The following is a 25741-nucleotide window of genomic DNA, read 5'->3' as shown; positions in this document are numbered from 1 at the left end:
AAGCAACGCCCCGAACGTAAGACCTTGCAGGCCGATCCGAGAAAGACCACGAGCCGACGCAGCTCCTATATTGAAAGGAAAAGATACCCGTAAAAAGGAAGCAGGTATTCTCATAAGGACGGGATGTTTTCTCAAATATATCCGTCCTTGTTTTGAAAACGCAAGGCTAAAAAGCCCCCCACTGCCTCAGAATGAAGTTTTTAAGCGCAAGATTATTTCTAGTTATACACTTACAGCACACGTAAGACAGAGCCATTTGCAGGCTTCCGCGCTTTAGTTGACCTCAGTTGGAGAAAAGAGGTAACGGCTAAAAAACAATGAAAAAAAGTGGAGTACAAAGAATTTTTTCGGAATAAATTGCTTGTTACCCTCTTTTCAGGCCGTTTCCTCCTAAAAACTATAAAGTCTAGTGGCAAAGCAAAATAGTTACCGCCTTATACTACTGCTTCTTATAGCCTTGCTACTCCGGTGCTTATGGAAGAAGAAATGAATAGCAGAAAGATAACTCGTCCCTTTCAAAGAAAGACTACGGAATGTTGCTCTCTAACTCTTATAACCTGGCTCGATGCTTCTATGAAATATCATACTTTTTGAGAAAGCGAGGCGGAAAAGTCAGATTCGGAGGCTTCCTCCGTCTCGCTGGTCGCGTCGAGTAAGATGTGGGTCCAGCTTTCGTTTATTTCGTAGTCAAGAGATTGGCGGCGGCGGCGCATGGCTTCCATTACTTTCTGACTAAAGCTCCAGCAAGTAGCTTGGCGCAGGTCCAACAGCCGCGACATTTCCTGGGAAGAGTAGTTGCCTTGGTGGGCATTAATCAGAAACACAGCGTACAAAGCCTTGACAATAGAGAACTTACACTTCTGCAGCATAGTGTAGGCGGTGGCTGACTCCACGTAGCGGCAGCGGGTGCAGCGCCGCGCGTGCGGCTCGCGGCCGGCGCAATACTTCTCGTAGCCACACTTGCGGCACTGGTAGCCATTTGCCCACTTCAGGTCAGCCAAATAGCTCAGGCAGGCATCTTTGTCAGGATAGATCTGGCTGAACTCGCCGAAATCTACTTCCTTGGCCAAGACCCGGGCGGTTTGAGCCTGCTGCAAATCATGCTGCAGGTTGGCATTAAGCTTCTCAATGGCAGCCGATTGCAGGGCCAAGAGTCCATTAGCCCGTACCAGCTCGCGGTTTTGGGCGGCTATGGTTTCGCTTTGCTGGCTTAGCTCCTGGGTACGGCGGGCTACCTGCGCTTCCAGCTCTGAATTGAGCTGATCTTTGAGCTGCTGGTTTTGCTGGAGCTGCTCGACAAGGCGGTCTTGGGCCAGGTGCTTTTTGCGAAGCTGCTTAACTAAGCGCGCCTGCACGGCCAGTCGGGCATCTTTAATGCCCTTGATCTTTTCGCCCAGTGCATACGATAAGATGGTCACTTCCACCACAAACGCCGCGTTCATGCTGTACACCGTGAAGTGGTTGTTCAGAAATTCGATGCCAAGCTTGCGGGTAATGAGGAAAACCAGGCTGACGGCTACCAGCGCGTGAGCCAGCAAAAGATAGCGCGCCGCCCGTAGTCCCTGCTGATACACCAGCACGGCGGCATAATAAATAAGACAGTAGGGCAAGAGATACAGCCAAAAGCTGAAGCCCGAGCGCACTACTATTATATCTGCCAGCAGCAGAACTACGCTCAGGGCGCCCACCAGCCGAATCCACCAGTCGAGGCGGGGCACGCGCAGGGCAGTATCGAGGAACCCGCGCGCGTAGTGCATGAAGGTGAAGAGCAGCAGCACGGGGGCGCCGGCATTGATTAGGTGATTAAGCCCCGGCAAGTCAGACCATACATACTCAAAGCCCAGCCCATCTTCCGATAAAAACAGGAGGCTGCAGCTCAGCACGTACAGCACGTAGCGCAGGTAGGTTTGCTCGCCAATAAAAAGGTAAATGCACAGATTATACACTACCATGATGAAGAGCACCCCATAAAAGCCCCCCAGCAAGCCGTATTGGGCCTGAAAATGAGTGAGCAGCACCGGCTCATTGCGCATCATGGCGCGGAAGCTCGTCTTGGAATTGGACGTTAAGCGCAGGTAGTACATTTGGGTCTGGCCCAGCGGTAAGGGCAGGTCAAACAGAAAGTCTTTGTAGGGATGGGGTCGGGTAACGAAAGGCAGATCGGCACCGGTATGAAACTGCCGGTAGCCAGTAGCGGTAGGCTGAAAAAACCGGACGTCATTGATGTGAGAGTCGAATAAGTCGAGGTACCAGTGCGTATCCGAAGGATCGTCGTTGCGCACGGTAAAGCGCAGCCAATACGCCGAATTCGTGTTACTCATGTTAGGTGCGCCGGTGGAGGGGGCAAATTGGCTGGCCCTGTCCGGGCGGCGCACGTCATGTATCGTTAGCCGACCCGAAGGATCTTCCAGCACACTATAATAGGAGCCATCGATGAAGAAGTCGGCGCCGGATGGCTGCATTACCAGCGTATCTTCCGCTGCCGCTTGAGCCGGCACAGCGGCAAACAGACTGAGCAAGCAGCTCCACAGTAACAGAAATCGACCAGATGAGAACGAGGGCAGGTTTAGTGCGCGCATAGTACAGGCTAATGTACACATTTGCCCCCCAGAAACCGCTGCAACAGTACTCTCCGAACGTGCGATAGGCGTTGCTATAGCAACTGCCCTATCCCGAACAAGAGCACAAAAATCAGCGTGCTCATGGCCATTTGCTTTAACAACGGATCGAGCTGCTTCGACTCCTGCCGGGCCCACACTTGCCAGCCATTAAACCAAAGCAGTGGGGCAGATAGCACAAACAGCCACTGCCAGAGCGAATGATAGGTAAACGCCACGTACACGGCGGCGCAGCCCAGGCCCAGCACCAGCAGCAACCAGTGGTATCGGCGTGCTGATTTGCCCCCCAGCCGCACGGGAATCGTGATTTTGCCGGCCAGCTCGTCGGAGCGCAGGTCGCGGATGTTGTTTACGTTGAGCACGGCCGTAGCGAAGCAGCCTAAGGTAGTGGCAGGCAGCAGAATTACCAGCGGCAGCGTCTGGGTTTGCAGAAAGTAGGTGCCGCCCACGCCAACCAGCCCAAAAAAGATAAAGACCGACACGTCGCCCAGTCCGGCGTACCCATACGGGTTGCTGCCCGCCGTATAGTTGATAGCAGCCCAAATGGCGGCCAGGCCCAGCAGCAGAAACGTCAGCAGAATCCACATGCCAGCTGCGCCCAGCGCTATCCATAGCAACGCCAGCCCTGATAGAAAAGCAGCTATGCCAAAGACGCCCATAGCTTGCTTCATACGGGCTGGCGTTATATAACCCGCCTGCACCGCCCTCATCGGCCCTTCGCGATGTACGCTGTCGGCACCGTTTTGGGAGTCGCCGTAGTCGTTGGCCAGGTTGCTCAGAATCTGGAGCAGGATGGTAGTAAGCGCCGCCAAGCCGACGACTACGCCATTAAATTGCCCCCCGGCGGCGGCTAAAAAGCCCCCCGTGAGAATGCTGGCTAGTGCCAGAGGCAACGTACGCGGCCGAAAAGCCGAGACCCAAGCTTTGACGGGGCTTGGGCTTGGAGATATGGAAGAACTCACTGGTTGCGTCTTACAGAGGCGAAAGACATAGCTTACTTGAATTTAACCGACCGCATAATACGGACAGCCATTGCTTCGTCCTTTATATTCTCGCCGTACAAATTGAATTTGTTCGTCTCGTCCACCTGGACATATATCCCAATCAGACCTTTATTGGGCTGTTTGGGTACTACCAGCAGCGCTGGCCTGCTGGCAATGACTAGATTGGTGCGCTTGTGGGTGGCTGTCGTTTCCTGTTGAAATCGGTAGGCATACCAGCCGTAGTCATACCTCAGCGTATCCTTGCCATTAGTAATACCACCAACCTGAGAATCGAAGCCCTGGGATGAAAATTGCTCCCAGCTAGCTGGCATCACCAGCGTAAATTTCCGAAAATCTGCTGTATTGAGGTCAACATCGCGGTCTTTCACGCAGCCAGCTAGCAACGTAGTTACTAGCACAAATAATAGAAGGTAGGAGCGCATCTGCATATCTGTTTTTAAGTAGGATACCGAAGGATATCAGCAGGTTGCAAATGGCTACCGTTTATTTATTTCCCCTACTCCTACTTCAAAATAGCGGCCAGCAGCTCGTCGCTCATGGGCTTTACCTTGGATGGGTAGAAGCCAACCACGTGGCCCTGCTCATCGACAAGGTACTTGCAGAAATTCCAGGTGGGCGCGTCGCTGATGGCGCCGTTCTTGGTTTTGTCGGCCAAAAATTGGTAGAGCGGCGCGGTATCGTCGCCTTTCACCGAAACCCTCTCGAACATGGGGAAGGTAACGCCAAAGTTTTTCTCGCAGAAAGTGGCAATCTGCTCGTTGGTACCCGGCTCCTGGCCGCCGAAATTATTGGCTGGAAAGCCCAGCACGGTTACTTTGTCGCCATGCTTTTTGTGCAGCTCTTCTAGCTCCTTATACTGAGGGGTATAGCCGCACTCCGAGGCCACATTCACGATAAGCAGCTTTTTGCCCTTAAACTGGCTTAGCTGCACGTCTTTGCCATCAATGGTTTTTACGGAGTAGTCGTACACGGTGCCGGCAGCGGCAGTTTCGGGGGCAGTAGTCATAAGGTTGGAAGCGGTTGGGGGTTGGGAGGAAGAAGATCCGCAAGCGGTTAAAGCAAGTAGCAAAAACAGTATAGGAGCTTGCATGGGGGGCTTTTTGAAGCTAAAAATGGCGAAAGGTATGCGGCACTGCCCAAACTACCAGTCCTGACCCAATGTTTCGAACCAGAGCAAGTAGGAGGCCGGCGACAAGGCGGAGCATAACCTCCCGCGCCTTCATACGGCCAGGCTACCTTAGGTAGTAGGCGGAGTGAGCCATTTTTCCACTGCTATTGGCTCGAAACGCAGCATTTTATCCAGCAGCACCGCAGGCGATTCGTCCTGTAAGAGCTGCGCCCGATTCTCCGGGCGCAGCAGTCCCTCCCCCGCCATCGTATCGAGCAGAGCAAGGAGCTGGTCGTAATATCCATCCACATTGAGCACAGCCACCGGCTTGTGGTGCAGCCCTAACTGGGCCCAGGTCAGTACTTCAAATAGCTCTTCCAGCGTGCCGTAGCCACCAGGCATGGCCACGAAGCCTTCCGCCAAATCAGCCATCAGCAGCTTCCGCTCGTGCATAGACTTCACGATGTGCAGCTCGGTCAGACCCCGGTGCTCTACTTCCTTTTCCACCAGAAAATCAGGAATAACCCCAATGACCCGGCCGCCGTGGCGCAGGGCGCTGTCGGCCACGGCACCCATGAGGCCCACCCGACCGCCACCGTACACCAGCGTCATGTTGCGCTCAGCCAGAGTTTGTCCCATTATCTCCGCCTGCTGGCGGTAGATGTCATTGAGGCCGGCACTGGAGCCGCAGTAAACCGCTATACTTTTCATACGGAGAGGTATTCGTAGAACACGCTCTTGCGCGTTTCCACTTAAACGAATTAGCCAACTGGCTTGCTTACGCACGCAAGCGAAGCACACTGTAATACTACATACGCTCAGGCACCATGATGCCCAACAGGCGCATACCGGCTTTGAGGGTACGACCAGTTTGGGCGGAAAGGGCCACGCGGAAGCGGCGCTTCGGCTCGTCGGGCTCGCCAAATACGGGTACTTCGGTGTAGAAGCGGTTGTAGGCTTTGGCTACCTCGTACACGTATTGCACGAGGATGGATGGCGCCAAGAGACGAGCAGCCTCCGCTACGACCCCAGGGTATCCGGCCAGCAGCTGCACGGCATCACGCTCGGTTTCGTGCAGGCTTTCGAGGCCATCAATTTGCCCCCCAGTCAAGCCTAGTTCGGTGGCTTTGCGCATAATGGCCGCAATACGAGCGTGCGTGTACTGTACAAAAGGCCCAGTATTGCCCTGGAAGTTGATGCTTTCCTCGGGATTGAAGAGCATGCGCTTCTTGGGGTCAACTTTCAGCAGAAAATACTTGAGCGCGCCCAGTGCCAGCGTGTGATAGAGCTGCTCGGCTTCCTCGGAACTGAGGCCTTCTATTTTGCCCAACTCTTGCGTCGTGCGGCGGGCCGTATCCACCATTTCCTGCACCAGCTCGTCGGCGTCTACTACCGTTCCCTCGCGGGATTTCATGCGGCCGGAAGGTAAATCGACCATGCCGTAGCTCAGGTGGTGAATAGCCTCAGCGTAGGGCTTGCCTAACTTATGCAACACGCCCTGCAACACCTGCATGTGGTAATTCTGCTCGTCGGCAATGACGTAAACCGAAGAATCGTAGTTGAAGTCCTGGTATTTCAGCTCGGCCGTGCCCAGGTCCTGGGTGATGTAGACACTGGTGCCGTCGGCGCGGAGCAGGAGTTTTTCGTCGAGGCCTTCCTCTTTCAGATCAACCCAAACCGAGCCGTCGTCTTTGCGGAAGAAAACGCCTTTCTGCAGGCCTTCTTCCACGCGCTCTTTGCCCAGCAGGTAGGTTTCGGACTCGTAATAGTATTTGTCGAAATCAACCCCGATAGTGCGGTAAGTTTCATCAAAGCCTTCGTACACCCAGCCGTTCATTTGCTTCCACAGCGCCAGCACTTCCTCATCGCCCTGCTCCCACTGCAGCAGCATCTGTTGTGCCTGCGTCATCAGCGGGGCCTGGCGCTTGGCTATATCCTGCGCTACGCCCTCGGCCTCCAGCTGACGGATTTCCTCGCGGTAGTGACGTTCAAACAGCACGTAGTATTTCCCGATCAGATGGTCGCCTTTAATACCGGAGCTTTGCGGCGTTTCGCCCTGCCCGAAGCGCTGATACGCCAGCATCGACTTGCAGATATGGATGCCCCGGTCGTTGATCAGGTTGGCCTTGGTAACGGTGGCGCCAGTAGCTTTTACAATCTCGGCCACGGAGTAGCCCAGGAAAATATTGCGCAGGTGGCCCAAGTGCAGGGGCTTGTTGGTATTGGGCGACGAGTACTCGACTACTACTCGCTGGGGACCATTTGAAGGCACAGGGGCATTGTCGGGCCGCGCCAGCATCTCGGCAAATTGGCGTAGCCACTCACTATCACCTATTTCCAGGTTCAGGAAGCCTTTGACCACATTAAAGCCACTCACCCGGCTTTCATTAGCGGCCAGCCACTCACCGAGGGCCTGTCCTATCTGCTCGGGACTTTTGCCCAGGCTTTTCGTCAGCGAAAACGTCACGAGCGTAAAGGTGCCGGCAAACTCCTTGCGGGTGGGCTGCATGACCAGCTGCTCAGCCGCGACCGTAGCGCCAAATACCTGCTGAATGGCCGCGCTCAGCGCCGCTTTGATGTCTTGTTCGAGTTGTTGCACGGGGTGCGGAGAATTAGGAAGTTAAGCGGCACAAAAGTAGTGCAAGCTACGGCTTACGCCACGAAAAAGCCCCCCAGCAACTTATTTAGCGCCCACCTGCTGGAGCACAATGTTCACGTCGAGGGGGTTGCCGTGGGTAATAACGGGGTAGGCTTGCGTGGTAGTAAACAGCAACTTACCATCTACCAGAATGCGCGCCTGCACGGCATACGTGTTGCGCGCGTTGATTTGGGCCGGATCGTAGCGCAGCAAAAACTCGTAGGGCACCTGCTTGCCTTCTGAGGGGCGCAGGGTCAGGGAGTCGAGCACGGTGGCGGCTACATCGGCGAAGCTTACGTCCAGGAGTTGCAGTTTTACTACGGCCGTGGGCGGCAAGGCTATCCGCTCGCGGTAGCTTACCGTGCCCGTAACTGCGGCACTTACGGTCTGGCCGGGCACATCGGCTTCCGGCCCGCGCTGCTGGGGTGCTACGGAGCAGGCACTTAGTGTCAAAGCCATTATTCCCAACCGCACGTATCTGAGTTTCATAGTACTAGGGTTTTAGCCTGAACCTGGATGAATATAAGCAAGCAGACGCAGCTTTGATAACGCGACTCCGGCCGCGGTGGCGGTGAAGCCCGTTCATGAACGCCGGGGGGCTTTTTTAGCGCTATGCAACGACGACAACGATTCGTCAAGCGGGGGCTTAGCGCTCCGTGGCTACGTAGTAGCGCGGCTTTGGCGCGAGGTAGCGTCAGCCAGGTGCAGATGATTCTGAATGGTATCGGTGGCCGCTTCCAGGATGTCGAAGGCGTTGCGGGCCATCGTGTTTTCTGAGTCGAGCGTAGGGTTTATCTCTACCATTTCGAAGCACACTACCCGGTCGTTATCCAGCAACGCCTGGCATAAAGCAATGGCCTCTTCCACATTCAGGCCTTCCTTCACTGGCGTGCCGGTGCCTTTGCTAAAGCGCGAATCCAGGGAATCGACATCAAAGGACACATATACTAAGTCGCAGTAGCGGAGGCGCTCATAAATTTCGCGGGCTACCTGCTTCGGGCCTTTTTCTTTGAACTCAGCCAGACCGAAGTTCTTGATGTTGTGGCGCTTGATTACTTCGTTTTCCTCATGCTCGGTGTCGCGCACCACCACGTACACCAGGTGTTCAGGGCTGAGCTTGGGGCCCGGTTCGCCCAGATTCTTGAGGCGATGCCAGAAAAACTCGGTTTCGGGCTCCGGCACGTTGCGCTGACACTCCAGATTGTCCTCGTTCAGTGCCATAGCGATGGGCATACCATGAATATTGCCCGAGGGCGTGGTGTAAGGCGAGTGAATATCGGCGTGGGCATCTATCCACACTACACCCAGGGTTTTGTGCGGATAAGCGGTTTTAATGCCCGCCAGGGTGGCGGCGGCGTTGGAGTGGTCGCCGGCCAGCACCAGCGGGAATTCACCGAGGCGCAACGTCTGCTCTACCGTGTTGGCAATGTTTTTCTGAACGGTATAAACGGAGTCGATGTGCTTGGCGTAAGGGAAGTGGTTTTTGTCGAACAGCACATGATTCAGATCTGGCACAGCCACGGAATTGAACCGGCAGAAATAATCAGAACCTTTGTTTAAACAGGCAATCCGTAGCGCATCCACGCCCAGACTGGCCCCGCGAGTCCCGGCTCCCAGCTCGGAGCGGACTTCGATGAGCTTAATACGTTTCATAAAAGAACGATGCGCCAACAGCAACGGGCGGCTAAGGGCCTTGGCCGAATACCAGAGAGCAGGACCACGTCTCACCGCTCTCGCCCTGGGTGCCCCGCATCGGAGTACCCACCTACCGCCTATCTTTGCCGGCCTACAAAGGTGCGGAAAAGCCCGCAAAAGACAATTTGTTGTTAAATGGTTGTTTAAAAAGAACGTCATGCTTCGCTTTGCGCTGCATGACGTTTTGTTATTTCCCGCAACTCACCCCCCCTTCCCCTAATGGATACCTACCACGACCTGATTTCCCAAACCTTCGATTTCCCAACTGTCGACTTTACCGTTCAGGATAACGAGCTGCGCTTCCACGATATTCCGCTCATGGATATTGTAAAGGAGCATGGTACGCCGTTGCGCCTCACGTATTTACCTAAAATAAGCTCCCAGATTCAGCGGGCTAAGACCTGGTTTGCGGACGCCATCAAGAAAACCGATTACCAAGGCACCTACACGTACTGCTATTGCACCAAGTCGTCGCACTTCAGCTTTGTGCTGGAAGAAGCCCTGAAAAACGATATTCATATCGAAACCTCCTCGGGCTTCGATATTCACATCGTGCGCGAGCTGTATCGGCGGGGCAAGCTCAATAAGCAGAGCTATATCATTGCCAACGGCTTCAAGCGTGAGCGGTATCAGCGGCACCTCACAGAGCTGATTAATGAGGGCTTCGTGAACTGTATGCCCATCCTGGACAACCTCGCCGAGATAGAGTATTACCTCGACCACGTAACCGAGAAGTGCAACATAGGCATGCGCCTGGCCTCCGATGAGGAGCCGCGCTTCCAGTTTTATACCTCCCGCTTGGGCATCCGCTACGCCGATGCGCTGCCGCTGTATGAGCAGAAGATCAAGGAAGACCCGCGCTTTCAGCTCACTATGCTGCATTATTTCATCAACACCGGCATAAAAGACACTAGCTACTATTGGTCGGAGCTGTCGCGCTTCGTGCACAAATACTGCGAGCTGCGCCGCGTGTGCCCTACCCTCACTACTATTGATATTGGTGGCGGCCTGCCTATTCAAACCAGCATTCAGCCCGAGTACGATTATCAGTACATGGTGGAAGAGATTCTGCGCACCATCAAGCGTATTTGCGCGGAGGAAGGCGTGCCGGAGCCACACATTTTCACCGAGTTCGGCATTTTCACAGTGGGCGAAAGTGGTGCTACCATCTACTCTATTCTGGATGAGAAACTTCAGAGCGATAAGGAGTTGTGGTATATGATCGACGGCTCTTTCATCACTAACCTACCTGATACCTGGGCCCTGAATCAGCGTTTTATCATGCTGGCGCTGAATGGCTGGGAGAAGTCCTATAAGAAGATTCAGCTTGGCGGCCTCACCTGCGACTCGCAGGACTACTATAACGCCGAAAAGCACATTTATCAGGTGTTCCTACCCGAGCGCAAGCCCACCGACGCCAAGCCGCTCTACGTTGGATTTTTCCATACCGGCGCCTACCAGGAAAGCCTTTCCGGCTACGGCGGCCTCAAGCACTGTCTTATCCCGGCACCCAAGCACGTCATCCTCGACCGCGACGCCGACGGCACGCTGCACAATTGGGTATTTGCCGACGAGCAGGACAGCGACAGCATGATGCGCATTTTGGGCTATCAGCAGTAGAACCACAGATTATGGCCAAAGCTGAAGTGGCAGAACGCAAATAGCAATACCTAAAAAAGCCCCCTACTTTCGCCGTGGGGGCTTTTTTAGGTATTATCAAATACCCAGGGTTTGCAGGAGCACACCGTAGAAGGTGGTGTGCCCACAGGAGCTTTACTGACCCTATTTAATAACTGAACAGTAGATAAGGCCCAGGTATACTAGCCACTAAAACACAATCCATCGTATTACTTTTGTGTAAGCTCGTTATAATTCGTAGCCTCACAGATAATTTAAATAGCGCCTAAGCGTTATCGGGCATAACATTTGAGGAATGCACTATCAGCGTCCGAATTTCCTCTCAACTTGTATTTTATCATGAAAAAACTGCTTATAGTAGCCGTTGTCGGACTGGCCGGCCTGGGCTCGTGCCGCACCAAGTGCCCGGCTTATGCCACTACCAAACCCGCTACCCAGGTTTCGTCTTCTATTACGGCTAGCGCAGAACAAACTTCGGCCGCGCGGCAGTAAGTTGCCAAGGGTTTTGCTACACGCACCAAAGCCGGCCTTCCTTCAGTGGGAGGCCGGCTTTGGTGCGTGTAGAGAAGTAAGCAGCAGTTTAACTACTACCAAGTATAAAGCCGGTAGCGCCCACTAAATCACTGGCCTGCACAATGTTGGGATGAATGACAGCATCGCCAACCAAAATGCCGCGCACGCCGGCCCGAGCGCCGGCCTCCAGGTCGCGGAGTCGGTCGCCGATTATCCAGCACTGAGCCGGATCGAGTTGAAAGCGCGCCAGGCCTTTTTCCACCATCAACGAATCTGGTTTGCGCAGCAACGACTCACTCACTGTAGGATGACCCGGCGCGAAGTAAAGCGCATCCAGCGCATTATCGCAGGCCGCTTGCAGCTTGGCGTAGCAGGCCTTTACCTCGGCAGCCGTGTATAAGCCTTTGGCAATGCCGGCTTGGTTGGTCACTACAATCAGATGATAGCCAGCCACCTTGAGGCGAGCCAGGCTCGCTGGCACGCCTTCTAGTATCTCGAAGTCCTCTAGGCGCCACACGTATTCGCCGATTTCTTTATTCAAAACTCCATCGCGGTCCAGAAAAATGGCTTTGGCGCGAGAGGAAGCAGCAGTTTGCGGGTTATTCATTGGCATAAAGCTACTGATTCTGGCTGGGGGGCAAATTAGCGGCCCTACCTTTGGGGCACTGCTAATAAAGGGCATTTATTAGCTGCTGTGTGTGTTGGTGAAAGTGTCGTTCGTGGGCCACTATTCAGCTCGCATACCTTAGGGGCACTTATTTTTTGCTGACTATGAAAGTCGCTATTCTGGGAGGAGGAATTTCGGGGCTTACACTCGCTTTTTATCTTCAAAAAGCCGGTATTGCTTACGATTTATTCGAGGCCAGCGAGGCACTGGGGGGCAATTTGCGCACCGAGCGCCGTGATGGCTACCTGCTCGAAACCGGTCCCAACTCCTTGCAGCTCAGCGACGAGCTACGCGACTTGCTCACCGACCTGCACCTCACCAGCGAAATTCAGGATACGGCCGCCGTCAGCGCCAACCGCTACATACTGCGCGATGGGCGCTATCATCGATTGCCGGCCTCGCCACCGGCATTGCTTACCAGTGGTTTTTTTAGCTTAAAAGCCAAGCTGAATCTGTTGCGCGAATTAACTCGTCCTGCCGCCCCACCCAATGCGCAGGAGACGCTGGGGGGCTTTTTTCGGCGGCGCTTTGGCTCCGAAATCGTCGATTACGCGCTCAATCCGTTTATCTCAGGCATCTATGCCGGCGACCCGGAAAAGCTGCTTCTGCACAAGACTTTCCCCAAGCTCGCTGCCTTGGAGCAAACGCACGGATCAGTGCTGCGCGGCTTGGCCAAATCAGGCGGCGCGGGTGGCCGGCGCAAAATTTTCTCTCTGCGCGGCGGTCTCCAAACGCTAGTCGTAGCCCTCACCAACCACCTTACTCACCGCCACCCAAGCCAGCCCGTAACGGGCCTGACGCGTGATGCAGCGGGTAAATACCAGGTTCAGACGGTTCGGGGGCCTTTTTCGGATACTTCATACGATATAGTGGCCCTGGCTCTGCCAGCCTACGCTGCCGTACCGTTGCTAAAACCGCTTTTCCCGGAGGCGGCTGCTGCTTTAGCCGCCGTGAATTATCCGCCAATGGCGGCTGTATTCACGGCCTATCGCCGTGCCGATGTGACGCACCCGCTCGATGGCTTTGGGGCTCTGCACCCGAAGGTAGAGCAGCCCTACGCGGCCGGCAGCATCTGGACCAGCTCTATCTTTCCCGACCGGGCTCCTGCTGATCAGGTATTGTTTACCACCTTCGTGGGTGGCAGCCAATACGCGGCGCAGGCCGGGCAGCTGGCCGATGAGCAAAAGGCGGCCGTGCACACCGAGTTAAGCCGCTTCTACGGAATTAAGAGCGACCCACTATGGCAGCACCAGTACTATTGGCCCAGGGCCATTCCGCAATTTGACGCGAACATCGTAGCGGCTCATGTCGCCGCCGATTCCCTGACGGCTCAGGGAATAGAGGCTGTGGCCAATTGGCGAGCCGGCGTCGGCGTACCCGACTGCGTGCGCTACGCTCGACAAGTGGCAGAAAAAATCACTGATAGTGCAGCTTGAGTGCCTATATTTCTATCTTTGGTCCAATGAACGATGGGCTGGTTCTGATTCCGACATATAACGAGCACGAAAATGCGGAGCTGATCATTCGCAAGGTATTCTCGTTGCCCAAAGCCTTCGACGTGCTCGTTATCGACGATGGCTCGCCTGACGGTACCGCTCAGGTCGTGCGGGAGCTGCAAAACGAGTTTCCCGACCGCCTTTTCCTAGAGGAGCGACGCGGTAAATTAGGTTTGGGGACGGCCTACATTTTTGGCTTTCGGTGGGCCCTGAAGCGCAGTTACAGCTACATATTTGAGATGGACGCGGACTTCTCGCATAATCCCGACGACCTCCAGCGCCTGTATGAAGCCTGCACCGTAGAAGGCTACGACATGGCCATTGGCAGTCGCTACTGCCAGGGCGTGAACGTAGTTAACTGGCCGATGGATCGGGTGTTAATGTCGTGGTTTGCCTCCGCCTACGTTCGCTTCATTACGGGTATGCCCATCGCCGATGCTACGGCGGGTTTCAAATGCTATTCGGCTGAGGTGCTGCGCACTATCGAGCTTGACCGCATTCGCTTCGTGGGCTATGCCTTCCAGATTGAGATGAAGTGGCTGGCTTACAAATACGGCTTCCGCATAAAAGAAGTCCCGATCATTTTCACCGACCGTACCCGCGGCACTTCCAAGATGTCGAAGGGTATTTTTAAAGAAGCGTTTTTCGGCGTCGTGCAGATGAAAGTGGCCAGCTGGTTTCGCCGCTTCGACCGGGCCCCAGTGGCCAGCGCCGACGCTATTTCAGCTTCGACCGCAACCCCGGCCCGCTAAACCAGGTAAGGCACCTACGGCAAAGTCGCAGCCGGGCAGCGGTCCAGTATCTACCTACCACCAACGAATGGAAAATACCCCCGCCTTTTGGGTCGGCTTCAACGTCTTTGTATTAGCGATGCTAATGCTGGATTTGCTGGTATTCAACCGCAAGGCTCATGTGGTAAAAATGCGCGAAGCCCTGGGCTGGAGCGCGTTCTGGATTGCCCTTTCTCTTACCTTCAATTACCTCGTGTATCGCACAATGGGGCAGCAGGCCGGACTAGAATTCCTTACCGGCTACCTGATTGAGAAGTCCTTGAGCGTAGACAACCTATTCGTATTTCTGCTCATTTTCAGCTACTTCAAGGTTCCGCAACAATACCAGCACAAGATCCTTTTCTGGGGCATTATTGGCGCCCTGCTGCTACGCGCAATCTTTATTCTGGTGGGAGCAGCTTTGCTGGCCAAATTCCACATCCTGCTCTATGCCTTGGGCGCCTTCCTGATTTATACGGGCATAAAAATGGCCACCAGCGGCAGTGAGCCCGAAATTGACCCCGATAACAATCCCGTGGTCAAGTTTCTGAGCCGTTACATACCCATTACCAGCAAGATAGAGGATGGTCGCTTCTTCGTACGCAAGGAAAATCTGCTCTTCGCCACTCCTCTGTTCGTAGTGCTGGTAATGGTGGAAACGACAGATGTGGTATTTGCCGCCGATTCTATTCCCGCGATTCTGGCCGTCTCCCGCGACACATTCATCGTGTATACTTCCAATGTGTTTGCCTTACTGGGTTTGCGGGCGTTGTACTTCGCTTTGGAAGGCCTCATGCGGCTTTTCCATTACCTGCACTATGGTTTATCACTCATCCTGATCTTTATCGGTTTCAAGCTCCTGGTAACCGATTATCTCCATATTCCCATGGCACTTTCTTTGGGAGTGGTAGGCTTCATCCTGGCTGTATCGGTTGTTGTATCCTTGCTCTTCCCCAAGAAGGAGGAAGAGGACACTTTACCATTACCAAAATAACCTGGCTACCACAAAAAAGCCCCCCGGAGAACTTTTGGGGGGCTTTTTTGTGACAGTAAATTTCTTTGGAATGAGACACAGCTTACATCCTTTCACCTTCTCAGTTAAAAGAAACCCAGACAGACGTACAACTCTTCGCTAAACCAGAAAGTACGCCTGAATTATGGCTTTTGCGGGGTTGGCGTAGGCGTGTTATTTCCTTCTTGATTAGGCACGTTGGTGTTTACGCCCTCATCGGGGGTTGGATTACCACCGAGCAAATCAATCAGATTCAACGGCTCAAACTGCGCGGAATCGGCAGGCGCGAAGGCCCGTACCGTATCCACGGCTGTCACGATATACTTGCGCGCCGGACCGTTAAGCGCCACGCCCAGCGACAGGTCATTATAAGCGTTTTGTGAAATCATACCACGTTGGGCCATAATACCCGCGATGAGACGGTAGAAGTAGCGCGCACTGCCACGTAGGTTGCCGTAGCTATCGAAGGAATAGCGGTAGAACTTAGGCTTGGGCACAATGCTGGCCAGGTACAAGCTCTCGGACAGGTTCAGCTCGTCGGGCGACTTGGCGAAGTAGAAACGCGCCGCGTCCATCACCCCGTACACTTTGGGTCCCCACTCAATAATGTTGAGGTACACTTCAAACATGCGTTCCTTCGACGCCAGACGCGTGTTTTCAATAATCCATACAATCAGGGTCTCCTCCGCTTTGCGAGCCAGCGTTTTCTTGCGCGTCAAAAACACATTTTTGACCAGCTGCATCGAAATAGTACTGCCGCCCCGCGCGAAGCGCTTCTCCTTAATATTCTGAATAGCCGACTTCACAAAGGCTCTTTCCATAAAGCCTTTATGCGTGAAAAAACGCGGGTCTTCGGCCGTTAGAATAGCGTTCTTCAGGTGATTGGAAATGCGGCTAAACGGGGTAAAATCCCGATTGGGAGCACCTACCTTAAACGTGCGAATAGAGTCGCCTCTATCGTTATAAGCGGTATAGGCAAAAGCCTGGTTGAGCTTACTCATATCCTCATTGCCCCAGCGGGTAATCCGAAAGTTCTTACTCCGCAGCGTTGAGTTGAACTTCAGGCTGTCGAGCTTATTCATGTCCAGCGCCGCCTGAAGGCTATACGTGAGCGTACCTTCTCCCTGCGTGCCCTCCAGCGTTTCAAACATGCCTTCCGGCAACGAAGCAAAAAAATCGTTGGCCGTCGTTTCCATTGACTTGATATCGGCATTGAACTGCAAGCCAGCCAGCAAATCTTTGCGAGAGGTCAGCCCGTTAAGTTTTTTACCAATGCGGCGCTGCTGAACCGGCAGCTTGCGCACACTGATGGCAGGGTAAAACACCATCTTATTCAGCGTAACCTTCGTGCCCTTAGCCAGCGAAAAAGCCCCCTGGCCCAGCGTGGCCACGAAGTCCATGCCCCCACTGCGCACCACAATATCCCGATCAGACAGTTTGGCCTGATACACGGCAAAGTTGCTGGCTGCGGCCGTCCCACGCAGTGTCAGCTCGTCATCATCTAGGTCTTTGTCGGTCAGGCTAAAGCGCAACGTATCAAACTGTACGCGTGCCTTGTAGCGCTGCTGTAAATAGGGGAACACTACTGGCCGCTTATTCAGCCCATATACTTTGGCCTGCACCGCGTAGTCGCGAGGCTCTACATGTCCCCGAATGCCTACTCTATTCTCTACGGAATCAAAGGTAGCCGTCAACTGGCCCGCGATATTGCCATCCTCAATGGTGAGGCTGGGCATAGCAATGGTTGCCTCGTGTCCTGGGCTACGGTAGCTAACAAGGAAGTTCTTAAAATCAGCCTCCGCAGGAATATTATCAAATCCGGCCTCGATGAACTGATTCAGCAGCAGGCCATAATTGGTGCCCTGCGTGGTATCGCGCACCACCGTTGCTGGGCGGTTTTTGGTTTTGTAGAGGAAGGAGAAATTATCGGTGGCAGCCGTTTTGCGTGCCGTCAGTCGGGCATTGTCGATTTGCAGATTGCTAAATACCGGCCGCCCGGCGAACAATGAGCGGGCACTGAGTGAAGCGTTAATGCTCCGGGCCCGTAGCAACGTATCGTGCCCGGTAGGCACGAAGGAAACACCATCAATGCGTACGGTATTGAAGTCAGTGAACCTGGCCGGCCCAAGGGTAAGCTGCGCGGGATACTTCCGCTCTACCCGCAGTTTAACCTGTGCGAGAGCGTAGTCCAGAAGTTGCTGGCGCTTCAGGAAGAATACGCCAACGGCACCGGCCAGCAACAGCACGAGGATGCCTGAGCCAATGGCTATTTTTTTCTTAGTAGCAGGAGTCACGCGAATAATCAGGGAGAGGATATCGCGACCAGGCTCTGCGAATTTCGCGCCGAACCCACGACCGCATGAGCCACAAAGGTAGCGAAAAGCCGAACGTGGCGTTTATGGTAGCGCGGGTGCATTCGCTACCTTTGGTCCTTCTGACGTTTTCTGCTCCCCATGTCTGCACCTGACAATACGCTTTCGCCGCTCACTGCTCTCTCCCCCCTTGATGGCCGCTACCACCGCCAGACGGCCCCGTTGGCGCCTTATTTTTCTGAGCTGGCGCTGATTCGTTATCGGGTGCGGGTAGAAGTGGAGTACTTTATCGCGCTTTGTGAGCTGCCGCTACCTCAGTTATCCGGCATTGATTCTGGCACATTTAATTCACTGCGAGCCATTTACGAGACTTTCTCCGTCAGTGAAGCTGAGGCCGTGAAAGCGCACGAGCGCGTGACCAACCACGATGTGAAAGCGGTTGAATATTTCCTGCGTGATCAGTTCTCTTCCCTGGGCCTAAGCGAATACCTGGAGTTTATTCACTTTGGTCTCACATCCCAGGACATCAACAATACGGCTATTCCCCTTAGCCTGCGCGAGGCTCTGACGGAAGTACTGCTGCCGCAATACACTGGCCTGCAACAGCATTTGCAGCAGCTTTCCCAAACCTGGGGGGCAATTCCGATGCTTGCGCGCACTCATGGTCAGCCGGCTTCCCCAACCCGCCTAGGCAAAGAAATAGAAGTATTTGCCGCGCGGCTGACGGCGCAGTTGGCGCTCCTGACCCAGGTCCCATTCGGAGCTAAGTTTGGCGGAGCCACCGGCAACTTCAACGCCCATCACGTAGCCTATCCAATGGTAGACTGGAAGGCATTTGCGGACCAGTTCGTGAACACGACTTTAGGCTTGCATCGCAGCCACCCGACTACCCAGATTGAGCATTACGACCACCTGGCCGCTACCTGCGACGGCTTAAAACGACTGAACACCATTCTGATCGACTTTGCCCGCGACGTGTGGCAGTACATTTCGCTGGGCTACTTTCGTCAGACCATTAAGGCCGGCGAGGTAGGTTCTTCGGCTATGCCGCACAAGGTGAATCCTATTGATTTCGAGAATGCGGAGGGTAACCTGGGGGTGGCCAATGCTTTGCTGGAGCATTTAGCTGCTAAGCTGCCTATTTCCCGCCTTCAGCGCGACCTCACCGACTCCACCGTACTCCGAAACCTGGGGGTGCCACTTGGCCATACCTTGCTGGCCCTCAATTCTCTCCAACGCGGCTTAAGCAAACTGGCTCTTGATGAAGACGCTCTGCGCCGCGACCTTGACGCCAACTGGCCAGTAGTTGCCGAGGCTATCCAAACCATTCTGCGCCGCGAAAACTATCCTGATCCTTACAACGCGCTCAAAGCACTCACCCGAACCCACGGCCCCATCACCGAGCAAACAATCCGGGAGTTCATTGAGACATTAACGGTGAGCGAGGAGGTGAAAGCCGAACTGCGAAGCATCTCGCCAATGAATTATGTGGGTATCTAACAGTCGTTGATTAACAATGAATGTGCTTGGAGTAACAGCGCCATTCGCCAGATTGTAGAACAAACCAAACGATAACTTCAGCTTTCTATTCCTTCAATGCCCGAACTCAACGGCATCCTCGTTCAGCCTGACTGCCGCCATTTTCGCGGTGATGTGCCTTGTCGGCCTAATAAAGAACACGGCTATCAGTGCGCCGGCTGCCCGGTGTACGCGCCTACGCAGGAACGCATTCTCATCATCAAGCTCGGTGCCATCGGCGACGTGATTCGGACGACACCGCTTTTGCGCCGGCTGCGGCAGGAATACCCGGCTGCGAAAATCACCTGGCTCACGCACACGCCCGCCATTTTGCCCCCCAGCGCCGTCGATGAGATCCTGAAGCTGGATTTGACTAGCGTGCTGCACCTGCAAGCCCGCCAGTTTGAGCTTCTATTCAATCTGGACAAGGATAAAGAAGCCTGCGCCCTGCATGACACCATTCGGGCGGTTCAAAAGTTTGGCTATACGCTGCTCCCGAATGGTGTACCCTGGCCCGGTAATACGTTGGCCAATCATAAGTTCCTGACTGGCGTGTTTGATGAGCTGAGCTTACAAAATCAGAAGCCTTATGCGCAGGAGATTTTTGAGCTCTGTGGCTATGAGTTTCGGGGCGAAGAATACGTGTTTGATACTCATGATGACAAAGGATACCGCTGGGATTCCTTACCGACGAGCCGTCCGCGCATCGGCCTCAATACCGGATGCGGCGACCGGTGGACCACGCGCTTATGGTCTGATACGCATTGGATAGATCTAATCTCCCAGCTTCAGCAAGCCGGCTATATTCCCGTGCTGCTCGGTGGCGTGGCTGAAGATGAGCGCAATCAACGCTTGCATCTGGCTACCGGAGCCGCTTATCTGGGCACGTTTCCGCTGGAGCAGTTTATCAATTTGATGCAGCAAATGGAGCTGGTAGTGACCCAAGTTACCATGGCCATGCACATCAGCATTGCCTTGGGCAAGCCAACGGTGCTGATGAACAACATTTTCAATCCCCACGAATTCGACCTGTACGGCCGCGGCCAGATCGTGCAGCCCGACCGACAGTGCGTCTGCTTCTATCGTGGTACTTGTAAGCTGGGCACGAGTTGCATGGAAGATTTGGCCCCCAGTAAGGTCTTTGCGGCCGTGCGGGCTTCGCTGCCGGCTTCGGCCATGCAGAAGGCAGTCTAGCTTGCCACTGCTTTCAGCGCTGTTACCATCTCACTCCAGGAGAACTGCTTTTTATATTCCCGCACACCAGCCGTAAACTGTTCTTCGCGCTGGTTTTGGTAAAAATCAACCAAGGCGTCAGCAATAGCTTTAGGCTGAGCTTTGGTTACATACCCCACTTCGCCATCGGGTATCAGTTCCGATAGGCCGCCTACATTAGTAACCAGCATGGGTCGCTCAAAGTGATAGGCAATCTGCGACACGCCGCTCTGAGTCGCGTTTTTATAAGGCTGAACTACCAGATCGGCGGCGCAAAAGTAGTCGGCTACGCGCTCATTAGGAATAAAGTCGGTGGCACGCACCAAGCGTTCCTCTACTTTATATTGCTGAATAAGGGTGTCGTAGGGTGCAGCAGGCTCGTAAAATTCGCCGGCAATAATAAGCTTAACGGGTAAGACGCTGAGCCGCTCATCCGCGAAGGCCTCAAGCAACAGATCCAGTCCTTTATAGGCCCGAATGAAGCCAAAAAACAGAATGTACTGAAAATCTGGGCTGAGGTTTAACGCCTGCAAGGCCGCAGACTTTGACTTTAAAGGGCCGAAGTTATCGTAGAGCGGATGTGGCTGGTAGCGGGCGGGCTGGTTGAAATGCAACCGGCGCAGGTCGGCCAGCACGGAGCGCGACATGGTAACGAAGCCGTGGCAAGCCGCCAGGAAATAGCGCGTCAGGGGGCGGTCGCCGGGGCGTCTTTCGTGCGGAATTACATTATCGGTGATGGCTACTACGCGCGTGTGGCGGTTGCGGGTAATAAGGCGCGCAATGGTGCCCAGCGACGGGCCCATAAATGGCAGCCAGAAGCGAAAGACAACCAAATCCGGCTTTTCGCGGCGCAGCCGATTGCCCACGCGCCACCACGATACCAGGCTCACCGAATTGATACTAACCTCAATCTGTAAATCCTGGGGGGCTTTTTCCGTACTAAACTGCGTTTGCCCTGGAAACAGGAAGCTTGGATATTGTAAGCTGAACGTAACCAGCCGTACCTCGTCGCCGACGTCGTGGAAAGCCCGCGCCAACCGCTCGTTGTAGGTAGCTAAGCCACCCCGTAACGGGTACGCTGGCCCAATAATGACGACGCGCATAGTTTCAGCTTAGCATGAATGAATAAACAAGTAGTTCATAGCCAGCAAGTGTTAACCAATGCTTGATTACGAGCTACTACGCTATTTAATATTCAGTTTCTCGCGTACCAAGTAGTCGTTTCGACGAGCCCCGCTCAGGGAAATCATCTCGGCCAGAAAGCCTGCTAAAAACAGCTGAACCCCTACTACCACCGCCACCAAAGCCAGAAAGAACAAGGGCTGTGCGGTTACGTCGCGCGCTTTTAAATTATTCAGCGCCAGATACACTTTTTGCCCCCCCAACCACAGGGTGATGATCATTCCGAGTAGAAACGACAACGTGCCCATCGTACCAAAAAAGTGCATAGGCCGCCGCCGGAATCGACTTACGAAGGTGATGCTCAGTAAGTCCAGAAAACCGTATACAAAGCGTTCTAAGCCGAATTTTGTGACCCCATACTTACGCTCCTGATGTTGTACCGACTTTTCCCCGATTCGAGCAAAGCCGTTCCACTTTGCGATAACCGGAATATAGCGGTGCATCTCACCGTACACTTCAATGCCTTTCACTACGCGTTGATCATAGGCTTTGAGGCCGCAGTTGAAATCATGCAGCTTAATACCTGATATCCAGCGCGTAACCCCATTAAAAAGCTTGGTTGGAATAGTTTTGCTCAGTGGGTCGAAACGCTTCTTCTTCCAGCCACTCACTAAGTCATAGTGCTCTTCCGTAATCATGCGGTAGAGCTCGGGCAGTTCTTCCGGTGAGTCCTGCAAATCGGCATCCATGGTGCACACCACGCGGCCAACCGCCGCCCGAAAGGCTACGTTGAGAGCCGCTGACTTACCATAATTACGATTGAAGCGAATGCCGCGCAGGTGAGTATCAGCCTGCGCCAATTCCTCGATTACCTCCCACGAATTATCCGTGCTGCCGTCATCTATCAAAATGACTTCGTACGTGAGTCCGTGCTGAGCCAGCACCCGATGAATCCAACGCGTTAATTCCGGCAACGACTCTGCTTCATTGAGCAGTGGGATTACGACCGATATTTCGACGGGGAAATGCTGCGGCAAACGCTTACTCAAATTCGGGACGATTATGCTTGGTGATAGCAGCTATGATAAGAGTAATCAAAAAGCCAATAAAAGCTGATCCGATGATGGCCACCGCAATACCAAGTGGACCACTCGCGAAACGCTGCGACATCTGAATAGCCTGATCTATCTGAGCGTCGCTCATATTGCCGGCTTCCTCCATCTTAGCGCGAGTTTGCTCAATTGTACGCTGGGCTGCGGATGGATCGATAAACTCCATGTAAACGTAGCGAAAAATGCCCCCCAGCAGACCAGAAATCAAGCTAACGAGCGTTCCGATTCCAAGTCCTTGGCCATATGACATAAAGCCACTATTATTTTCCTTGTATTTTTTATGCGCTAGGAAAATACCACCCACCAGAATAACCAAACTTAAAAGGCTTAGCGCGGTATTCTGCTCCATATTGGCTGCTAGCAGAATAAATGAATAAATAACGGATACAATACCCGTCAGAAGCCCGTAGCGCAAGCCAAATGATGTTGTAGAAACTGGAGTAGACGTGTTTTCCATGGCGTTAGTAGAATGAGAATTAGATGAGTAATAACAGCAAGAAAGCAGTTATTTTCTAAAAAAAACGGCTCCCGGAAAGCTCAAAAGCAATCCAAACAGTAATTTCTTCTCAAAATCATCAGATGCTAATGCCTGGGGCGTATGAGCGAGGCTTTGGCGGGCGCGCTCATATTGTGCTTGGCCGCCTGGCTGCTTGATGAATTCGGCCCTACTAGCCTCCAAAAGCGTCTTCATCTCCGTTAAGTGCCGATCAATTGGTGCCCGTCCGGTAACGCGGGCAAACCCATATACGCCCGCCGCCGACGTAACGGCCGCCAGAACTGTCGTCAGAATGCCAGCCAGCAATACACGTCGTAAGCCTGGTCCGGCAGGCAAAAAAGAACGCCGAACTGCCCACTGGCTGAATAAAGCAGCCAATGGTGGCACGAATACACTCAGCAGCCGCTTAGGGCCATAAGGATTAGTATCAGTCAGGTAAAGAATCACTACCCAAATAACACATATAATCCCTGCACCTACCCCGTAGCGAAGAGCCTGCCGTACCGTAAATCGATTAGATGAAGTGGCCGAGTTCACTTGATTTGCGAGGTGATGCGGCAAGATAGTGGATGCCGGCCGAAATGCTGCTGGGGGCTTTTCAGGCCGCCATAGCCACTGGCTCCACCGTGCTACGCCTCGTCATAAAACGAAGCAGCAATCCCTCAGCAAGCAGACAGGCTAGCGCAGCCCATAAGCAGTACTGCCAAAGCGGTGTGCCTATCCGCTCGGCACGATATTGCGCCGCCAAAGTTTGCCCCCCAGCGGCGTCATAGATCTGAATATTCGGATGATTTTGCCCAAGCAAGGTGCGTAACTTATCCGCTGAGTAGCGGGCCAGATTAGATTCGCGCTTGTCAAAGTTGAAGGCCAGTGTTTTAATTATCTGCTCGTTACGCGTGAGCTGATAAAATCCGGGGGTTTGCATTCCAGGCGGAACATCAAAGCGAAGCTCTCCTGCCTGAAATCGCTGAACAGGAATGAACGTCGAGCTATCTTTTGTTAGCTTAAATACCTGTTCAGCCTTATCTGTCTCCTCTGACATAGCCACTGCTACCGTCCGTTGATTCAAGCGATAAGCTGGGTTCTGGTCATTGCGAAAGCTTTGCATAGCCAATCGGTACATCACTGGCACAAAAAGCGCATGATTAGTAAAATCTGAATAGCTGCTCTCAAACGGAGCTGAAAACAAATACACGATGCCACGTCCGCTACTGAAACTAGCTAAGTAGCCATCTCCATCTTGTAGTCGCAAAATATCCGTTCCCGACCTCGACCAGCGTAGCACAGGTGATACCTTCGGCATCACGGGCTGCCGGTTTTGCGTGGCGAATACCTCCTTAAAGAAAGGATTCTGTAGGCTAGGAGCAGCCACATCTCGTAGGATTGGGGCACCTGTTGGCACTGGCTCCCACTGTACTGATCCTATTCCTAAATCACGGAACAATTGAGTATAGGACGCGCGACCCGCCGCGAGAGATGGTGGCACAATAACTACTGAGCCACCTTTTTCTACCAACCTTTTTATGTTTTCGCGTAGGCTCGCATCCACGAGTGGTTGCTGTATTAAAGCCAGATTTGCGCCTTCCAACAAGCGGTAATTTACTGCTTGCGGGCTACTTCTGCTGTAGGAAAACAAAGACTCATTTGCATACAAACGCTGCGTAGCTGGTTCTCCAGTAGCCAAATCCACTATGCGGATCTGAGGCGAAGGTTGCAAAGTAAAATAGTATGTATTATCAAAGGTTACAGGAAAATCCTCTATTTCTACCCGACAGCGTTGTAACTCATTACTGTCAATGCGCACTCGTACTGATGTGATAGTCGGACTCTCTATATTAATAGCTGCACGATAAACCGCTGCCTGTTTATCTCCTATAAACAATCTCACCTGACAATTAGCAACGGGAACCTGTCCTCCATTACGAAGTCGAATCCGCAATATAATATCAGTTCCGCGCCGCACAAAAGCATCATCTAGCCCTACACTATCTACATATACATTCTGAGAAACTTCATTCTGCGCTAAGGGTACCAGAAATATCTTGTCCGTTGAATCAAGCTGGGACAGGAAATCAGAAGAGAAACTATTCTTCTGAAAATCTGAAAAAATAAAAGTCTGCCCTTTTCCACTAAAACCTTTACCCTTAGCTAGCAAAGCACCTAAACTCTCAGCTTGCCCTGATACGGTGAGCTGTCCCGTAGCAGCTTGAAAAGCAAATTTATTTAATGTATTAGCTACGTTGGGAAGCTGAAACCGTGTTGTTGCTGGATACACATTCGAAAGGCCATTAGCTTCTTGGACTGCCATATCCAATAAAGACTGGTCGTTACCCTGAGCTTGCATGCTTGGTGAAGTATCTATAAGCATAGACACAGACTGCCCCTGTCTTGCATCCTGCTTAATAGCAGGTATAAATGGCTGACAGAACATTAGCACCAAAAATAAAACGAATCCTATCCGGGCTAATAGAATAAGTAAATGCTTTAGCTTCCTTTGGCGAGCAGTTACCAGCTTCACTTCCTTAATGAAACTAACATTAGTAAAATGAACAAGTTGAGGCTTACGCAACTCGAAGAAATGAATAGCGATAGGTATAGCTATCCCAAGTAATCCCAATAAAAACCACGGAAATAGAAGTGCCATTGCTAATAATACTGCTTCAAAGAAAATCGTTACTTATAATCTGATGTTAAGCAGTCCTTATGACAGCTTACTGGAAACAGGCTTTTGTAGTTGATATAAACACCATTTCCAGAAAATGGATACAAAGGTCGCATAACATCATTTATTGTCTTGCTAAGGCATAAAC

22 protein-coding genes are annotated in these 25741 nt (G+C 53.1%); 7 read left to right on the top strand and 15 right to left on the bottom strand.

The window, feature by feature from the left end; translation table 11 throughout:
• Window positions 1–581: 581 nt before the first annotated feature.
• The 8 genes from B9A24_RS14000 to rocF form a co-directional block, all read right to left on the bottom strand.
• Window positions 582–2579, bottom strand: a complete 1998-nt coding sequence (locus tag B9A24_RS14000) for a 7TM diverse intracellular signaling domain-containing protein (RefSeq protein ID WP_159452054.1) — start codon at window positions 2577–2579, stop codon at window positions 582–584.
• Window positions 2580–2653: 74 nt separating this feature from the next.
• On the bottom strand, window positions 2654–3568 hold the full coding sequence (locus B9A24_RS13995) for a 1,4-dihydroxy-2-naphthoate polyprenyltransferase (RefSeq protein ID WP_084446695.1): 915 nt from the start codon (window positions 3566–3568) through the stop codon (window positions 2654–2656).
• A gap of 44 nt (window positions 3569–3612) precedes the next feature.
• The gene (locus B9A24_RS13990; RefSeq protein WP_143434942.1) at window positions 3613–3990 is read right to left on the bottom strand and encodes a hypothetical protein; all 378 of its coding nucleotides are present in this window, start codon (window positions 3988–3990) and stop codon (window positions 3613–3615) included.
• 134 nt (window positions 3991–4124) lie between these two features.
• Window positions 4125–4628 carry a glutathione peroxidase gene (locus B9A24_RS13985; RefSeq protein WP_234997282.1) on the bottom strand — a complete coding sequence of 168 codons (504 nt, stop codon included), beginning with the start codon at window positions 4626–4628 and terminating at the stop codon, window positions 4125–4127.
• A 231-nt stretch (window positions 4629–4859) separates the two neighbouring features.
• The gene (locus tag B9A24_RS13980; RefSeq protein ID WP_084446646.1) at window positions 4860–5441 is read right to left on the bottom strand and encodes an LOG family protein; all 582 of its coding nucleotides are present in this window, start codon (window positions 5439–5441) and stop codon (window positions 4860–4862) included.
• Window positions 5442–5538: 97 nt separating this feature from the next.
• Complete coding sequence (gene argS, locus B9A24_RS13975) at window positions 5539–7329, bottom strand: arginine--tRNA ligase (RefSeq protein ID WP_084446645.1); 1791 nt, start codon at window positions 7327–7329, stop codon at window positions 5539–5541.
• An 81-nt stretch (window positions 7330–7410) separates the two neighbouring features.
• Window positions 7411–7857, bottom strand: coding sequence for a YbaY family lipoprotein (locus tag B9A24_RS13970; RefSeq protein WP_084446644.1), 447 nt, complete (start codon window positions 7855–7857; stop codon window positions 7411–7413).
• A gap of 171 nt (window positions 7858–8028) precedes the next feature.
• On the bottom strand, window positions 8029–9021 hold the full coding sequence (rocF, locus tag B9A24_RS13965) for an arginase (protein ID WP_084446643.1): 993 nt from the start codon (window positions 9019–9021) through the stop codon (window positions 8029–8031).
• Between the two features lie 261 nt (window positions 9022–9282).
• Between rocF and B9A24_RS13960 the strand changes: the two genes are divergently transcribed.
• Together B9A24_RS13960 and B9A24_RS22100 are read left to right on the top strand one after the other, a co-directional pair.
• A complete protein-coding gene (locus B9A24_RS13960; protein WP_084446642.1) occupies window positions 9283–10683 on the top strand; it encodes a type III PLP-dependent enzyme domain-containing protein in 1401 nt (466 codons plus the stop codon).
• 357 nt (window positions 10684–11040) lie between these two features.
• A complete protein-coding gene (locus B9A24_RS22100) occupies window positions 11041–11193 on the top strand; it encodes a hypothetical protein (protein WP_159452053.1) in 153 nt (50 codons plus the stop codon).
• An 88-nt stretch (window positions 11194–11281) separates the two neighbouring features.
• On the opposite strand, the gene B9A24_RS13955 is transcribed toward B9A24_RS22100, so the two are convergent.
• Window positions 11282–11821, bottom strand: a complete 540-nt coding sequence (locus B9A24_RS13955; RefSeq protein ID WP_084446641.1) for a D-glycero-alpha-D-manno-heptose-1,7-bisphosphate 7-phosphatase — start codon at window positions 11819–11821, stop codon at window positions 11282–11284.
• A 164-nt stretch (window positions 11822–11985) separates the two neighbouring features.
• Here B9A24_RS13955 and hemG point away from each other — a divergent pair, with 164 nt between their 5' ends.
• The 3 genes from hemG to B9A24_RS13940 all read left to right on the top strand — a co-directional run bounded on the left by hemG (window position 11986) and on the right by B9A24_RS13940 (window position 15141).
• Window positions 11986–13317, top strand: coding sequence for a protoporphyrinogen oxidase (gene hemG, locus B9A24_RS13950; RefSeq protein WP_084446640.1), 1332 nt, complete (start codon window positions 11986–11988; stop codon window positions 13315–13317).
• Between the two features lie 26 nt (window positions 13318–13343).
• Complete coding sequence (locus B9A24_RS13945; RefSeq protein WP_084446639.1) at window positions 13344–14129, top strand: polyprenol monophosphomannose synthase; 786 nt, start codon at window positions 13344–13346, stop codon at window positions 14127–14129.
• 67 nt (window positions 14130–14196) lie between these two features.
• Window positions 14197–15141, top strand: a complete 945-nt coding sequence (locus B9A24_RS13940; RefSeq protein ID WP_084446638.1) for a TerC family protein — start codon at window positions 14197–14199, stop codon at window positions 15139–15141.
• Window positions 15142–15302: 161 nt separating this feature from the next.
• Here the strand turns inward: B9A24_RS13940 and B9A24_RS13935 are convergent, their stop codons facing one another.
• The gene (locus B9A24_RS13935; RefSeq protein WP_084446637.1) at window positions 15303–17453 is read right to left on the bottom strand and encodes a transglycosylase domain-containing protein; all 2151 of its coding nucleotides are present in this window, start codon (window positions 17451–17453) and stop codon (window positions 15303–15305) included.
• 159 nt (window positions 17454–17612) lie between these two features.
• On the opposite strand from B9A24_RS13935, the gene purB reads away from it, so the two are divergent.
• Together purB and B9A24_RS13925 are read left to right on the top strand one after the other, a co-directional pair.
• Window positions 17613–18971: an adenylosuccinate lyase gene (purB, locus tag B9A24_RS13930; RefSeq protein ID WP_084446636.1), complete on the top strand. Its 1359-nt coding sequence runs from the start codon at window positions 17613–17615 to the stop codon at window positions 18969–18971.
• 96 nt (window positions 18972–19067) lie between these two features.
• Window positions 19068–20183, top strand: coding sequence for a glycosyltransferase family 9 protein (locus tag B9A24_RS13925; RefSeq protein ID WP_084446635.1), 1116 nt, complete (start codon window positions 19068–19070; stop codon window positions 20181–20183).
• On the opposite strand, the gene B9A24_RS13920 is transcribed toward B9A24_RS13925, so the two are convergent.
• The 5 genes from B9A24_RS13920 to B9A24_RS13900 all read right to left on the bottom strand — a co-directional run bounded on the left by B9A24_RS13920 (window position 20180) and on the right by B9A24_RS13900 (window position 25575).
• Window positions 20180–21304: a glycosyltransferase gene (locus B9A24_RS13920; protein WP_084446634.1), complete on the bottom strand. Its 1125-nt coding sequence runs from the start codon at window positions 21302–21304 to the stop codon at window positions 20180–20182. The two genes, B9A24_RS13925 and B9A24_RS13920, sit on opposite strands and share 4 nt — an antisense overlap.
• Before the next feature lie 81 nt (window positions 21305–21385).
• A complete protein-coding gene (locus tag B9A24_RS13915; protein WP_084446633.1) occupies window positions 21386–22372 on the bottom strand; it encodes a glycosyltransferase family 2 protein in 987 nt (328 codons plus the stop codon).
• A complete protein-coding gene (locus B9A24_RS13910) occupies window positions 22365–22892 on the bottom strand; it encodes a DUF4199 domain-containing protein (protein WP_084446632.1) in 528 nt (175 codons plus the stop codon). Before B9A24_RS13910 ends, B9A24_RS13915 begins: the two co-directional genes overlap by 8 nt.
• Before the next feature lie 48 nt (window positions 22893–22940).
• Window positions 22941–23468 (bottom strand): DUF4199 domain-containing protein, encoded by a 528-nt coding sequence (locus tag B9A24_RS13905; RefSeq protein WP_159452052.1) that lies wholly within the window; start codon window positions 23466–23468, stop codon window positions 22941–22943.
• Between the two features lie 61 nt (window positions 23469–23529).
• On the bottom strand, window positions 23530–25575 hold the full coding sequence (locus B9A24_RS13900) for a BatA domain-containing protein (protein WP_084446630.1): 2046 nt from the start codon (window positions 25573–25575) through the stop codon (window positions 23530–23532).
• Window positions 25576–25741 lie beyond the last annotated feature (166 nt).

The sequence above is a fragment of the Hymenobacter roseosalivarius DSM 11622 genome, assembly GCF_900176135.1.
Taxonomy (GTDB): Bacteria; Bacteroidota; Bacteroidia; order Cytophagales; family Hymenobacteraceae; genus Hymenobacter; species Hymenobacter roseosalivarius.
Note: the sequence above shows the minus strand (reverse complement) of the source record. Positions and strands in the feature narration are given on the sequence as shown.